Origin of the sequence: Halomonas sp. TP35 (assembly GCF_052375975.1) — a bacterium.
Taxonomy (GTDB): domain Bacteria; phylum Pseudomonadota; class Gammaproteobacteria; order Pseudomonadales; family Halomonadaceae; genus Vreelandella; species Vreelandella citrativorans.
The window spans coordinates 1-13,793 of sequence record NZ_JBQSUZ010000010.1 but is presented as its reverse complement, the minus strand read 5'-3'; the positions used below and the strand labels follow the sequence as shown (position 1 = coordinate 13,793).

The 13,793-nt window shown below is 55.7% G+C and carries 11 protein-coding genes; 7 read left to right on the top strand and 4 right to left on the bottom strand.

The annotated features are described in order from the left end of the window. Window positions 1–145: 145 nt before the first annotated feature. The gene (locus ACT3RU_RS12335) at window positions 146–1,000 is read right to left on the bottom strand and encodes an SDR family oxidoreductase (RefSeq protein ID WP_087108015.1); all 855 of its coding nucleotides are present in this window, start codon (window positions 998–1,000) and stop codon (window positions 146–148) included. A gap of 703 nt (window positions 1,001–1,703) precedes the next feature. On the opposite strand from ACT3RU_RS12335, the gene ACT3RU_RS12330 reads away from it, so the two are divergent. The 3 genes from ACT3RU_RS12330 to ACT3RU_RS12320 all read left to right on the top strand — a co-directional run bounded on the left by ACT3RU_RS12330 (window position 1,704) and on the right by ACT3RU_RS12320 (window position 4,069). Further along, window positions 1,704–2,369, top strand: a complete 666-nt coding sequence (locus ACT3RU_RS12330; protein WP_176372194.1) for a hypothetical protein — start codon at window positions 1,704–1,706, stop codon at window positions 2,367–2,369. Between the two features lie 93 nt (window positions 2,370–2,462). After that, window positions 2,463–2,900, top strand: coding sequence for a phage holin family protein (locus tag ACT3RU_RS12325; RefSeq protein ID WP_087108016.1), 438 nt, complete (start codon window positions 2,463–2,465; stop codon window positions 2,898–2,900). Beyond that, window positions 2,897–4,069 (top strand): DUF3618 domain-containing protein, encoded by a 1,173-nt coding sequence (locus ACT3RU_RS12320; RefSeq protein ID WP_087108017.1) that lies wholly within the window; start codon window positions 2,897–2,899, stop codon window positions 4,067–4,069. The genes ACT3RU_RS12325 and ACT3RU_RS12320 overlap by 4 nt, the downstream gene beginning before the upstream one ends. A gap of 112 nt (window positions 4,070–4,181) precedes the next feature. Here the strand turns inward: ACT3RU_RS12320 and ACT3RU_RS12315 are convergent, their stop codons facing one another. Then, window positions 4,182–5,114 (bottom strand): MurR/RpiR family transcriptional regulator, encoded by a 933-nt coding sequence (locus ACT3RU_RS12315; protein WP_087108395.1) that lies wholly within the window; start codon window positions 5,112–5,114, stop codon window positions 4,182–4,184. 226 nt (window positions 5,115–5,340) lie between these two features. On the opposite strand from ACT3RU_RS12315, the gene ACT3RU_RS12310 reads away from it, so the two are divergent. Further along, window positions 5,341–6,666, top strand: coding sequence for an aspartate aminotransferase family protein (locus tag ACT3RU_RS12310; protein ID WP_192526571.1), 1,326 nt, complete (start codon window positions 5,341–5,343; stop codon window positions 6,664–6,666). 39 nt (window positions 6,667–6,705) lie between these two features. Continuing rightward, window positions 6,706–7,278, top strand: coding sequence for a carboxymuconolactone decarboxylase family protein (locus ACT3RU_RS12305; RefSeq protein ID WP_192526572.1), 573 nt, complete (start codon window positions 6,706–6,708; stop codon window positions 7,276–7,278). A 21-nt stretch (window positions 7,279–7,299) separates the two neighbouring features. Here the strand turns inward: ACT3RU_RS12305 and xseA are convergent, their stop codons facing one another. Continuing rightward, window positions 7,300–8,640, bottom strand: coding sequence for an exodeoxyribonuclease VII large subunit (gene xseA / locus ACT3RU_RS12300; RefSeq protein ID WP_192526573.1), 1,341 nt, complete (start codon window positions 8,638–8,640; stop codon window positions 7,300–7,302). Between the two features lie 15 nt (window positions 8,641–8,655). After that, window positions 8,656–10,383 (bottom strand): SWIM zinc finger family protein, encoded by a 1,728-nt coding sequence (locus tag ACT3RU_RS12295; RefSeq protein ID WP_192526574.1) that lies wholly within the window; start codon window positions 10,381–10,383, stop codon window positions 8,656–8,658. Between the two features lie 195 nt (window positions 10,384–10,578). Between ACT3RU_RS12295 and guaB the strand changes: the two genes are divergently transcribed. Both guaB and guaA read left to right on the top strand, forming a co-directional pair. Further along, a complete protein-coding gene (gene guaB, locus ACT3RU_RS12290) occupies window positions 10,579–12,048 on the top strand; it encodes an IMP dehydrogenase (protein WP_087108029.1) in 1,470 nt (489 codons plus the stop codon). A gap of 94 nt (window positions 12,049–12,142) precedes the next feature. Continuing rightward, window positions 12,143–13,720: a glutamine-hydrolyzing GMP synthase gene (gene guaA / locus ACT3RU_RS12285; RefSeq protein ID WP_192526575.1), complete on the top strand. Its 1,578-nt coding sequence runs from the start codon at window positions 12,143–12,145 to the stop codon at window positions 13,718–13,720. Window positions 13,721–13,793 lie beyond the last annotated feature (73 nt).

The window sequence follows — 13,793 nt, the reverse complement described above, 5'->3', positions numbered from 1 at the left end:
TGTGGTAAGCGCAGCGCACCCGCGGGAGCAGCGCGCAGCGGTGCCGGGGTTGAAGTTTGATGGTGCACTTGGGCGGCAAAGCCGCCCAGCTCTCTTGCATCTTTTGGCCTTTAACATCTTTTGGTTTTTAACACCTGTGCCGGGCTTACGTATTTAAAATAACCCCACCGTTCAGGTGGATCGTCTGCCCCGTCATGTACGAAGACTCTTCGCTTGCCAGGTACACATAGGCAGGCCCCATTTCGCTCGGTTGCCCGGCGCGCTTCATGGGTACTTGCCCGCCAAACTCGGCGACTTTCTCATCGTCAAAGCTTGCTGGGATCAGCGGCGTCCATACCGGGCCTGGGGCAACAGCGTTCACCCGAATACCGCGACCGACCAGCGACATGGCAAGCGAGCGCATTAAACCCTGGATGGCCCCTTTAGTGGCGCTGTAATCGATCAGCGTGTTGTTGCCTTTAAAGGCATTAATGGAGGAGGTGGCAATAATGGTATCGCCTTCCTCCAGATGAGGTAACGCTGCCTTGGAAAGGTAGAAATGGCTAAACAGATTGGTCTGAAAGGTGCGTGTTATCTGATCATCGGGGATCTCGGTCAGATCGCTCCAGTCGTACTGTTCGGCCGCATTGTTGACCAGAATATTAAGCTTGCCGAAGTGGTCTAGCGTTTTTTTAACGATGTCACGACAAAAGGCGGGGTCAGCTACATCGCCCTGTAATACCAGGCAGCGGCGACCTTCCGCTTCTACCAAGGCTTTCGTATCTTCGGCATCTTTAGGCTCTTTAAGGTGAACAATCACACTATCGGCGCCTTCACGGGCGTAATGTACCGCTACCGCGCGCCCAATACCGCTATCACCGCCGGTAATAATCGCTACCTTATCAACAAGCTTATCGGTGCCTTTATAGCTATCACGAATAAATTCAGGTTCCGGACGCATTTCATGCTCATCACCGGGCTGTTTATTCTGGTGCTGAGGCGGCTGTTTCTGATCGCTCATGTGCAGTGACTCCTTGTTGGGACGTTAATCCTTCCTCTACGAAAAGCCGTGGCCTAATCGTATTTCTGCGTTACTTACACTAGCGCAAGGTTTTATCAAGAGCCAATTCAAGTACGTTTTATTTATAAAAGATTGAATTATTATAAAGTTCGGGGTTAATGGGTAAAAGGTTTTTATAGGCTTGGGTTGGTATAGGTGAGTTGTTTATCCTTTTAATCTTTTTATCTCAACCATGTAATGTGTTTGTTGAGCTTTAAGGTTTCTTTGCGTAGATCTTTAAATGGTGGGTTGGGTGTTTTAGGCCCTGATGCGCTGAGATGAACAGCTTGAGGGATGCAGTGATTTATCCCTGCTGGATGTGAGGAAAGATAGCTGTGGTGGGAGGTCGAGGCGGCTTGGTTGATGTTTGTTAAAGGCTGGGCTTTGCTTTTAATTAAATGTTTTTTGATATTGGTTAAATAGCGGTGCCGCAAGAGTGTGTCCAAGCTTATAAGTTGACAGAGGGTGATGGGTAACTATAGTAAAAAAGCCGATTTATATTAAACGACTATTTAGGTGGTGAGCTCGTTATCTATTGCGTGTGTTTAATTGATTAGCGGTTCAGTTCGTTTTGTTTCAAGCCGCTGCTTGTTAATAAGTGTTTGTTAATACGTGCTTGCTAACAAGTACATTAACGCGTGAAACGACAAGGAGGAAGTAACAAATGAACGATTATGGAAAACAGGCTGACCCAGGTTCTTCAAATACCGACTCGCTCAAACAGCAAGGGCGCGATGCGGCACATGACGTAGGTGAAGCGGCTCAGCATCAGGCTGAAAGCTTTTACAATCAGCAGCGTGATACCGCCACCGAGCAGACGCAAAAATTTACCAGCGCTTTTCGTAAGATGGCCGATGAGTTTGATCATCAAGATCAGCCGTACTTCTCACAACAGGCGAGAAAGTTCGCCGATACAGCTGATCGTTTTTCAAACAAGCTACGCGACAAAGACTTAAACAGCATCTGCCAGGAAGCGAAAAGCTTCAGCGAGCGTGAGCCTGCATTGTTCGTTGGCGGGGCGATTGCTGCTGGTTTTTTGGTGACACGCTTCTTGCGTAGCTCAGGCAAGCATTCGCACTCGTCTGGCGGTTCAAGCCGTTATTCAAACGGCCCAAGTAGTTATGCTCATCCGTCATCGGGTGCTTATTCAAGCCATGAGTCTCCTACGCCTGAGAACCCGGAAGGTGGCGTGATGGGTGGGGCATCTTCGCGTGCCTCGGACCCCACACAGCAACGCTCAGCGCCTACGGCAACGCCCGGCGGCACGGCCGATAACACTACTGCTACGCCAGGTTCAACCCATAAGCCCGGTGGCTCCGGTCGGCTGTAGCTGGCCTGTGTAGCCGCCAACTGCGGATCAACTTGCCGCCAAGTTTAAAAGATTGAGTTGTACGCCCTTAATCAAGGGCAAGAGAGGTTATGAATGGATTCAGATCAGAATACGCCCCCACAAGGCTCGTCGGTCGGCTCGCTTTTAGCGACGGTGATGCAGGAAATAACGTCGTTAGTGCGCAATGAAGCCGAGCTTGCCAAGGCAGAGGTGTCGGAAAAAACGCATCAGGCCATGATCTCCTTAGCGGCCATTGCGGTCGCAGGCGTGGTGCTTTTAGGCGGCTTTCTCACGCTGCTTGCCGCCCTTGTCTTTATGCTCAATGAGGTGCTTCCTCCTGATATGACGCCTTGGCTCTCTGCCATTATCGTAGGCGTGGTGGTATCGGTAATTGGCATCGTGATGCTTAAAAGTGGGCTTGCCAAACTTCAGGCGCGCAACCTGGTGCCTGATCGCACGTTGCATAGCCTAAAGACCGACAGGGAGCTCGCCAGAGAGCATAGGCATAACGTCAAGGAGGAGTTGAAATGAGCGATCACGGCCATAACGACAGCCACAGCGATACCCATAATCAGCGTGACCACCATGGCCATCGCAGCACCGAAGAGATTGAAAAGGACATTCATCGCTCGCGTGAACGCCTTGACGCCACGCTGCATGAAATTGAAGAGCGCTTCTCTCCTCAGCAGCTGTTAAACAGCTCTTATGACTATATTCGTCATGGCGGTGCTAACGAATTTGTGTCCAACCTTGGCGCAGCGATCAAGCAGCACCCGCTGCCGTTTTTGATGACCACTGCCGGTCTTGGCTGGTTAATGCTTTCCCAGCGTCACCCGAATCATGAACGGCGCGATCAGCATGCGTCTTCGCACCGCTATGCAGATGAACATGCGGTGAGCGGTTCTCACGGCTCGCCGGGAGTGCCGGTTCATGAAGGGACACATACCGATGATGGAACGCCTATCTATAGCGGTACGCCAGGCTACGTTGCCGGTAATCCAGCACATCACAGCAGTAGCAAAGGCCGTATGAGCAGCATGAAAGAGGGGGCGAAAGACAAGGCTCATCATATTAGCCAAAAGGCCAGAGATACCGCTCACCACCTTGGCGACAAAGCGCATCATCTTGGCGAAAAGGCACAGCATATGGGAGGCAGTATGCGAGACACCACATCCCACCTTCAACATGGCACGCGGGATCACCTGCACAACATGTCGGATCGCGCTCGCCACGCGGGCAGTCAATCCTCTGAGTTTATTCAGGAGCATCCGCTGGTTGTTGGTGCGCTAGGGTTTGCGCTAGGTGCTGCGTTAGCGGGGCTGTTCCCCACTACGCGTAAAGAGGATGAATATATGGGCGAATACCGCGACCGCGCCTTGCATAAGGCATCCGAAGCGGGCCACGAGCAGGTGGATAAAGCCCAGCAAAAGATTCATGAGAAAGCCGAGCACATGAAAGAAGACGCGCATTCTGACCACACGCATTCGACTTCCGGCCAGCCTTCAGCGTCTTATGCAACGCCGGGCATGTCATCAAGCAGCAGCCCCACAGGCCATGGTTCGGCTTCAAGCATTAGCGCAAGCACCACGGGCACCACGCCGAATACGGCTAAGGGAGTCACCGAACCCGGCCTTGCAGGCTCAAGTACGCCCTCCGGTAATACGCAAGGCAACGACACCTTGACACCGCCTAGGCGTTAATCAGGCAAGCAGAAACTCTTATCTTGTCGCGCAGTGCCCGGCCTTGGCTGGGCACTTTTTTATGGGCAGCATCAATGCTTGTTGCGCCCGAAGCCAACCAAAGCGGTAGCGTTCACTCTCGCCGGGGGAGCGCATTCGAGTAGGTATTAAGATGCGCAAGGTGGTCATCGGCGTCCTGCAGTGCTGCTAGCGTGGCAGGGCGGTCACGCTCGGCCAGCAGCGTGCAGAGCACTTCCGAAACGGCCAGCGCAGGGGCCAGAGTATGAAAGAAGCTGTAGCTCTCGGTGGCGCAGTAAACCGTATGCTCGGAAATACTCACCAGCGGTGATACCTCGCTATCGGTGATCGAGAGAACCGCCAGGCCTTTATCTTTTGCTAACTGCGCAAGCGTTAACGTATCGCGCGCGTAGGGGTTGATGGATATGACCAGCAGCACCTCATCCGGTTTTGCACGAATCAGGGCATCGCCCCCTGTGCCAGCAGGCCCATCAAGATGTACCGAGCGCTCGCCCAGCAGCGACATAACGTAATGAAAATGCCAAGCCACCACATGGCTTGAACGTAACCCCAGCACATAGATTTTTTTGGCTGCAGCCAGCTTGCTGGCCATGGCGGTCAAGCGTTGTAGCGGTTCAGGCTCGCAAAGCGCGGCTATTTGGGCGCTTAACCCGTGCAGCATGTGATGCGCAATATCACTGCCTGGCGCGCTTGCCGCCTGACCATCACGTTGGCGCACCTTGGCCGCAAAGCCATCGTTTCGCTGACGCACCGTTTCAGCATAGTGGGCGCGAATTTCGTTATAGCCCTGAAAGCCCAGCATCTTGGCAAGCCGCGTCATGGTCGCTGGTTGAACCGCCGCCAAGCGCGCCAGTTCGCGCATGGACACCAAGGCCACTTCTTCCGGATGCTCAAGTACGTAGCGCGCGGCCTGTTGCAGCTGTGCTGACATACCATCGAACTGCGCAATGATCTGCTCTCTTAACGGATCGCTCTGAGATACAGGGCTTTTTGACGCAGAGCTTTTTGATGTAGGGCTTGTTGGCATGGGGCTTTTTGACATAGGGCTTTTTGATGACATAGAAGAGCTGCCTCTTGAATACGCCCAAGGGCTTTAGATGATTGCGCACGAGGGTAAGGGCGCTTTTCGATAAAATAATGATCCAATTGTTTTAATTTTTCAATTAAAGATTGGTGTGTTGCATTGGCGACCTCGGTCGTGTCACTCTTATTCTAAATAGTGTGGTTGATGGTCATCTGAAGAGGAAAGGGCTATGACGCGTATTCTTCATCGCAGTATTGGTCAGGCGTTACCGCATGCGGCGTCAGCGCAGGGCGTTTATATCACTGATACCGAGGGGCGCCGCTATCTGGATGGTTCGGGCGGGGCGGCGGTGACGAGTGTGGGGCACGGCCATCCGGAAGTGCTGGCGGCCATGCGCGCTCAAATTGATAACCTCTGCTACGCCCATACCGGCTTTTTCACCACGGATGCCGCCGAGGAACTGGCCGAGCAGTTGGTGAACTTGGCGCCAGACGGGCTGGATTATGTCTATCTGGTATCCGGCGGTTCAGAAGCCGTAGAGGCCGCGTTAAAAATGGCCCGCCAGTATTTTGTCGAAACCGGCAGGCCAGAGCGGCGGCATATTATTGCCCGGCGCCAGAGCTATCATGGCAATACACTGGGCGCGCTTGCCACCGGCGGCAACGCCATGCGTAGGCAGCAGTTTCAGCCGCTTTTGCCTCAAACGCACCACGTTTCGCCCTGCTACGCCTACCGTGACAAGGCAAGCGACGTATCTTTTGAGGCGTACGCCGCAAGGCTTGCCGATGAGCTTGAGGCCAAGATTCTCGAGCTGGGCCCTGAAAGCGTGATGGCGTTTGTGGCCGAACCGGTGGTGGGGGCCACGCTTGGCGCGGTGGCCTCTGAGGCCGATTACTTCAAGCGAGTGCGTAAAATCTGCGACCAGCATGGCGTACTGCTGATTCTCGATGAAGTCATGTGCGGCATGGGGCGCACAGGCACCCTGTTTGCCTGCGAGCAGGACGGCATCACGCCCGATATTCTCACCGTGGCCAAAGGCCTGGGCGGCGGCTACCAGCCGATTGGGGCTGTGCTATTGTCCTCCGCTATTTTTGATAGCTTCGCCAACGGCTCCGGCCTTTTTCAGCATGGGCATACGTATCTTGGTCACCCGGTCGCGGCTGCCGCTGCCAACAAGGTTGTCGAGATCATCGCACGGCCTGAAACACTGGCGAATGTAAACGCTATGGGTGCGCGCTTGCAAAGTGGCCTTGAAGCGGCGCTGGGCGCGTCACCTTATGTGGGCGATATTCGAGGCAGGGGATTGTTTCGTGGCATCGAGTTGGTGGCCGACCGCGAGCTAAAGACGCCGTTTGATCCCGCTCGAAAGATTCACGCCAGGATCAAGCGGCAGGCCATGGCACGGGGCCTGATCAGCTATCCCATGGGCGGTACGATTGATGGCGTGTATGGCGATCACGTGCTGCTCGCGCCGCCGTATACGATTAATGCAGACGAGATTGATCTCCTCATTGAGCGGATCACCCAAGCGATTGACGCCGCAATAGCCGAATAACCTGGCGCGATAGCCAAATAATACAAGAGGATATGCACCATGAAGCAGTCTCCCTGCCCGCCGATGAGCGACGCCGATTGGCCAGAAGCAATTGCAGAGTTACGTGAAGGTTTTGCAGGCGCGATGAACGTCTACCGCACCATGGTATATCATCCGGCTCTGCTAAACGCCTGGGCGCCGTTGCGGCAGCACGTAGTGAAGGACAATGCCTTGGGCCCCGAGTTAACCGAGGTGGTGATTCTACGTGCCGGTTTTCGCCTGGGGTCGGCCTATGAGTGGGCTCACCATGTCAGCCGTGCGCTGGCGCTAGGATTTTCTGATGCGAGGATAAACGCTATTCGTGGCGTGCCTGAATCAATTAACGGCGTTGATGGCCTGATTGTTAGCGCGGTAGATGCGCTACTCGACAAGCGAATGCTGGCAAGCGATCAGGAAGAAACATTGGCCGAGGCGATTGGGCGTGAAGCCGTGATCGACCTGATGGCCATGGTCGGCTTCTATTCGGTGCTGGGATACCTACTCAAGACCTACGACACGCCGATTGATGAGGGTATTCAAGCCGAGGCGCGGTTGAACCCAAGGCTGTTTTCGCTAACGCCACCTTCCGCGTAACCAACGAAGGTTTCTAGCTGTTTACTTGAAGCGCCGTTTTACCTCGACGCTCAGCCTGCCTTCACCCAGGCGCAGCGAGAGCTTCTGGCCGGGTTTAGTCTCCTCGGCGCGGCGCACGACCTGGCCCTTTTCATCCTGGGCAATGGCGTAGCCCCGGCCCAGTACGGCCAGCGGGCTAATCGCATTAAGCTCCCGCGCGGCGCTGGTTAAACGCGCCTGCTGACGTTGAAGCTGGCGCTGCATGGCGTTTTCCAAGCGGCGGTTCAATTGGCCCACCCGCTCGCTTTCTGCGCGGTGCAAACGCGCCATGTCTTGGCTTGCCAAGCGCTTGCCCAACTGCGTTACGCTTACCTGCTGCTGAGTAAGCGTTTGCTGCATGGCGCGATATAAACGCTGGGCAAGGGTCGCCACGTGCTGGCGCTGGCGGTTTAACTGCTCGCCGGGGTGGCGAAGCCGTGCGCGCAGACTATCCAGCTGCTGGCTATCGCGCTCCAACCGGCGCTGCATGGCGCTGTGCAGGCGGCTTTGCTGATCAACTAGCTGGCGCTTCAAGGCGTGTTGATCCGGTACCAAGCGCTCGGCGGCAGCGGAAGGCGTAGGGGCGCGTACATCGGCGGCAAAATCGGCAAGCGTGACATCCACCTCATGGCCCACCGCTGACATTACCGGCAGGCGTGAATGAAAAATCGCCCGTGCCAAGTGCTCGTTGTTAAACGCCCATAAATCTTCCAGGCTGCCGCCGCCCCGTGTGATTAACACCACATCGCGCTCAGGGTCCAACCGTGCCTGGCGGTTGAGTAGCCCAAGTGCTGCGATCATTGCGGGTGCCGCTTCCACGCCCTGTACCGGCACCGGGATTAACGTGACATCCGCCAGAGGCCAGCGCGCCGCTAAAACGGCCAGTACATCACGAATAGCCGCGCCGGTGGCAGAGCTTAAAATCAAAATCTTGCGCGGCGGAAAGGGCAGGGGACGCGTATTGGCAAACACGCCCTCGGCATCCAGCTGGGCTTTTAAGCGCTCAAAGGCGGCCAGCAGCTCGCCAAGCCCTGCCGCCTGCACGGCTTCGGCAATCAGCTGGTAGTCACCGCGCGGCTCAAACAGCGACACCCGCCCGCGCAGTTTTACCTGGTCACCATCGCGCATCGGCGCCGACACAAAGCGCGCCCGCTGGCGAAACAGCGCGCAGCGCACCTGGGCGCGGTCATCTTTAAGCGTGAAGTAGATATGCCCCGAGGCTGGGCGGGAAACGTTAGAAAGCTCACCTTCCACCCACACCTCGCCCACATCGCGCTCAAGCGCTTGGCGAGCCTGCTTGTTGAGCTCGCTGACGGAGAGGGCAGGAGCGGTGCTGATCGACATGTTGAGTTATCCAAGCTATTGAGGAAAGGCCTCTTTGAGGTACTTGATGAAGTTACGCTTTGCCTTGAAATCGTGCGCAAGATCGTTCAGGAGTTGAGTAAACGCCTCATGCTGGGCATCGGTGGTCAAGCGCCCCTTCAGTTCTTTGAGAAGCTTCACCGCCTGCTGGTAGTGGCTGTTTTGAGTGACTTGGATATGGCTTTCAGCCAGACGACGATAGAGAGGGAGGCTTGCTTGTGGTGGCGCCTTGCGTGCCACCTGATACAGCAAGCCTGGGTCGACCTGGTATGTTTCACATAGCATGAGTGCCTGGGGGAGGTCGTCTTCATTGAGATAAATTTCAAGTAGGCAATTAGCATATCGTACGTGTGCATAAGCTTTCGTGCTGGCGCCATTGGCTTTGGGAGTGATCAGTTGCTCCTTTAGCCAGTGAGTTACCTGTTGCCGGTAGTCTTCCTCCAGCTGGTATGCATCAGCTATATCGCACAGCCACTTATAGTCATCCAGACAGAAGGTGTGCTGATAAAGTGCCCATAGTTGCTTGGCAGCAGCCTCTATCTTGCTTTGATGAAGATTTAGCTGAATCTCCAGCCGCTGCCGCTCTATCTGAAAGCGCTGGTGCTGCGGCTTGGGTAGCCGCCTTAGCCGCTCGATCCACTCGGGCAAGTACTCCCAAGCGCCAAGCTCAACACAAGCCTGTGCCGCTCTTAGGCAATCCAGTGGTTTGCTGGCGGTTTTAGCATACAGGGCCAGCATCGCATCAATATCCCTGCGCTCTTTAGCGTGATCCATAAGCGGCATGGTGAGGCGGATATAGCGGTACTCGGTGTCCCAAGTGGCGTTAGCGGGTAGCGGTGGCAGCTTATCCAGTTCGGCTTGCAGTAGTGCGTTATAGGCCGCCAAGCCATCTTCCCCTAGTACATCGTTATAGGCACTGGGGATGGCGGCGTAAGTATCTTCTTGGCCGCTGGAAATAATGTCGTAGAGGTACTTGGCCTGTTTATCAACAGGCCAAGCAAGTTGTTTAAGCGTTTGAACATGCAGTTCCTGCAGTTGCTGTTCAATAGGAAATCGAAACCCGCCGGAGTCATCGATGCTTTCAAGCACTCGGCTTAGCCTGGAGAGTGCGTAATCAATGAGCGTTAAGCTTTTTTCTGGTGATAAAGAAGGAAGTTGTTCGGTAAGCGTTTCGATAGTCGGCTCGGCATTGGCAAAGTAGGCTTTCACTTGAGAGTAGCGATACAGCTCACGCTTAAGCGGCAACGCTGCGGTGATGCGCTTTTTTAGCGCCTTGTGATCAAGCGTGCCGAGTGCCGAATCGGCGCGCAATAGCCAGCGTTGGTGCAGGTAGGGGTCGCTATCGATCAATGATGCCAGGTTATCAATGAGAGATGTCTTATCGAGCTGTTCCAGGTAACCACGGATGCGCTCTGAGTCGTTACCCTGGGCCAGACGCTGCTGCTCTGCACGATCACTACGGTAGGCCAGCGCCACGGCAACACAATGTTTGCAGAAATCGATGCCCTCCGAGGCCGGGCAATCACAACTACCTTCAAGGCCACGTTTGAGCAGCTTCAGCTTGACGTGATACGTCTCGCTTCCTTCCACTGTTGCGGTCACGGTCGTGTTCGATAAATGCCAGTCCACCACCATGCCTTGCTGATAGTACGCCACACCTCGTCCAAAGGCGGCCTCTCCGGCCAGTAGTATCAACTGTCCATCTGATAGCGCATCGTCTTGCATTAGGTCCCTCATGAAAGCCTGGTGTTGTCATCATCTGCCGTCAGGCACTGAGGATAGCATGTGGGCATCGAGTGCTTAATAGTTCTTCATCAGAGAGCGGGCGGGTGAGCATTGCTGGGGAACCCCTCAAAACGCTATAATGGGGGATTAACTTTTCACGCCCCTTCTTCCCACATCAAATTGGGTGTTGCCGCTATGCTACGTATGGCCCAAGAAGCGCTTACGTTCGATGACGTACTTCTCGTTCCTGGTTTCTCCGATATCCTCCCCAAGGATGTCAGTCTCAAAACCCGCCTGACCCGTAATCTCTCGCTTAATATCCCGCTCGTTTCTGCTGCGATGGACACCGTGACCGAAGCGCGTCTGGCGATTGCGATGGCTCAGGAAGGCGGCATCGGCATCATTCACAAGAACATGACCATGGCCCAGCAGGCCACGGAAGTGCGCAAGGTCAAAAAGCACGAAAGCGTCATTGTTAAAGACCCGGTCACCGTTAGCCCCAAGGCCAAGCTTGAAGACCTTCTCGCCATGGCGAAAGAGAACGGTTTCTCCGGCTTCCCAGTGGTGGAAGGCGAAACGCTGGTGGGTATCGTGACCGAGCGTGACATGCGCTTCCAGCCGAACGTAGGCGACAGCGTGGCCGATATCATGACCCCGCGTGATCGACTGATTACCGTTAAGGAAGGCACTGATCTTGAAGCCAGCAAAGCCAAGATGCGCGAACACCGCATTGAGAAAATGCTGATTGTCGATGACGCCTTCCACCTGCGTGGCCTGGTCACCTTCCAGGATATCGAAAAAGCCCGCACCTACCCGATGGCCGCTAAAGACAGCGATGGCCGCTTGTTAGTAGGCGCCGCCGTAGGCACCGGCCCGGAAACCCCGGACCGTGTTATCGCACTGGCGGAAGCAGGCGTTGACGTGATCATTGTCGATACCGCCCACGGCCATTCCCAAGGTGTTATTGACCGCGTTAGCTGGATCAAAGAGCACTACCCGGACATTCAGGTCATCGGCGGCAATATTGCCACCGGCGCCGCTGCCAAAGCACTGGCCGAAGCGGGTGCCGACGGCGTGAAAGTGGGCATCGGCCCGGGCTCCATCTGCACCACGCGTATTGTGGCCGGTGTGGGCGTGCCGCAAATCACCGCCGTTTCCAACGTCGCCGCTGCGCTTAAAGAGTACGACATTCCGTTGATTGCTGACGGTGGCGTACGCTTCTCCGGCGACCTGGCCAAGGCAATTGCCGCTGGTGCAAGCGCGGTGATGGTTGGTGGCCTGCTGGCCGGTACCGAAGAAGCACCGGGCGAAGTCGAGCTGTTCCAGGGCCGTACTTATAAAGCCTACCGTGGCATGGGCTCCATGGGCGCCATGGCGCAGAACCAGGGCAGCGCCGACCGCTACTTCCAGGATAAGGACGCCGGTGCCGAGAAGCTGGTACCCGAAGGCATCGAAGGCCGCGTACCGTATAAAGGCATGATGAGCGCCATCGTTCACCAGATGATGGGCGGGCTGCGTGCCTCCATGGGCTACACCGGCTGCCGCGATATTCAGGAAATGCGCACCAAGCCGGAATTTGTCCAGATTACCGGTGCTGGCTTTAACGAATCCCACGTTCACGACGTGCAGATCACCAAAGAAGCTCCCAACTACCGGGTGAGCTAACCAGCGCTTTAAGTAACACGGCGGCGGGCATTGCTCCGCCGCTTGCTTTTCGGCCTTACCAGCAGCACCTCCACTGCTTACTCGAGATACCGCCATGAATGATATCCACGCCCACAAAATCCTGATTCTCGACTTCGGCTCACAGTACACGCAGCTGATCGCCCGCCGGGTACGCGAAATTGGCGTATTTTCTGAGGTTCGCGCCTTCGATATCACCGAAGAAGAGATCCGCGAGTATAACCCCAACGGCATCATCCTGGCCGGTGGCCCGGAGTCCGTGACCGAGCTGGATTCCCCGCGTGCGCCGCAGTGCGTGTTCGAAATGGGCCTGCCCGTGTTTGGCGTTTGCTACGGCATGCAGACCATGGCCGAGCAGTTGGGCGGTAAGGTGGAAGGCTCCAACAAGAGCGAGTTTGGCTACGCGCAAATCCGCATCGACGCTGAAAACGCACTCTTCAAAGATATCAAAGACCACGTAGACACCGCCACCGGCAAAGCCCTGCTGGATGTATGGATGAGCCACGGCGACAAGGTAGCCCAAGCGCCTGCCGAGTTCACCATTACCGCTTCCACACCCAGCTGCCCGATTGCGGCGATGGTCTGGGAAGAGAAGCAGTTCTACGGCGTACAGTTCCACCCGGAAGTCACCCACACCCTGCAAGGCCAGCGGATTCTTGAGCACTTTGTGCTGGATATCTGTAAAGCTGAAAAACGCTGGACGCCTGCCCAGATCATCGAAGACCAGGTACAGCGCGTACGTGAGCAAGTGGGCGACCGCCACGTACTGCTCGGCCTTTCCGGCGGTGTAGACTCTTCCGTAGTTGCCGCGCTGTTACACAAAGCGATTGGCGACCAACTGACCTGCGTATTCGTAGATAACGGCCTGCTGCGTAAAGCGGAAGGCGACCAGGTCATGGAAACCTTCGCCAAGCACATGGGCGTCAAGGTCATCCGTGTAGACGCTGAAGACCTGTTCCTGGGCAAGCTGAAAGGCGAGAAAGACCCGGAAGCCAAGCGCAAAATCATCGGCAACACCTTCATCGACGTGTTCGATGAAGAAGCCAGCAAGATTGAAGGCGTCGAGTTCCTGGCCCAGGGCACCATCTACCCGGACGTGATCGAATCCGCCGCCTCCAAAACCGGCAAAGCGCACGTCATAAAATCCCACCACAACGTGGGCGGCCTGCCGGAAACCATGAAGCTGAAGCTCGTCGAGCCGCTGCGCGAGCTGTTCAAAGACGAAGTGCGCAAGCTTGGTTTGGAACTCGGCCTGCCCTACGACATGGTTTACCGCCACCCCTTCCCAGGGCCGGGCCTGGGCGTGCGTATTCTGGGCGAAGTGAAGAAAGAGTACGCCGACATCCTCCGTGAAGCCGACGCCATCTTCATCGAAGAGCTGCGCGCCGCCGGCTGGTACGAAAAAACCAGCCAAGCATTCGCCGTGTTCCTGCCGGTTAAATCGGTAGGGGTAGTAGGCGACGGCCGCCGCTACGAGTGGGTCATCGCTATCCGTGCAGTTGAAACCATCGACTTCATGACCGCCCGCTGGGCGCACCTTCCTTATGAGCTGCTGGAGACCGTCTCCAACCGCATTATCAATGAGTTGGGTGGGGTGTCTCGGGTTACTTATGATGTCTCCAGCAAGCCGCCTGCTACTATTGAGTGGGAGTGATTGCAAGTTAAGCACTGCCCGGTACTGACGAGTAGCAAGTTGATATTAAGCCCATATTTTTATGGGCTTTTTT

Coding starts and splice junctions, on each gene's coding strand:
- ACT3RU_RS12335 (WP_087108015.1), bottom strand. CDS start 1,000: ATGAGCGATCAGAAACAGCCGCCTCAGCACCAGAATAAACAGCCCGGT.
- ACT3RU_RS12330 (WP_176372194.1), top strand. CDS start 1,704: ATGAACGATTATGGAAAACAGGCTGACCCAGGTTCTTCAAATACCGAC.
- ACT3RU_RS12325 (WP_087108016.1), top strand. CDS start 2,463: ATGGATTCAGATCAGAATACGCCCCCACAAGGCTCGTCGGTCGGCTCG.
- ACT3RU_RS12320 (WP_087108017.1), top strand. CDS start 2,897: ATGAGCGATCACGGCCATAACGACAGCCACAGCGATACCCATAATCAG.
- ACT3RU_RS12315 (WP_087108395.1), bottom strand. CDS start 5,114: ATGCCAACAAGCCCTACATCAAAAAGCTCTGCGTCAAAAAGCCCTGTA.
- ACT3RU_RS12310 (WP_192526571.1), top strand. CDS start 5,341: ATGACGCGTATTCTTCATCGCAGTATTGGTCAGGCGTTACCGCATGCG.
- ACT3RU_RS12305 (WP_192526572.1), top strand. CDS start 6,706: ATGAAGCAGTCTCCCTGCCCGCCGATGAGCGACGCCGATTGGCCAGAA.
- xseA (WP_192526573.1), bottom strand. CDS start 8,640: ATGTCGATCAGCACCGCTCCTGCCCTCTCCGTCAGCGAGCTCAACAAG.
- ACT3RU_RS12295 (WP_192526574.1), bottom strand. CDS start 10,383: ATGCAAGACGATGCGCTATCAGATGGACAGTTGATACTACTGGCCGGA.
- guaB (WP_087108029.1), top strand. CDS start 10,579: ATGCTACGTATGGCCCAAGAAGCGCTTACGTTCGATGACGTACTTCTC.
- guaA (WP_192526575.1), top strand. CDS start 12,143: ATGAATGATATCCACGCCCACAAAATCCTGATTCTCGACTTCGGCTCA.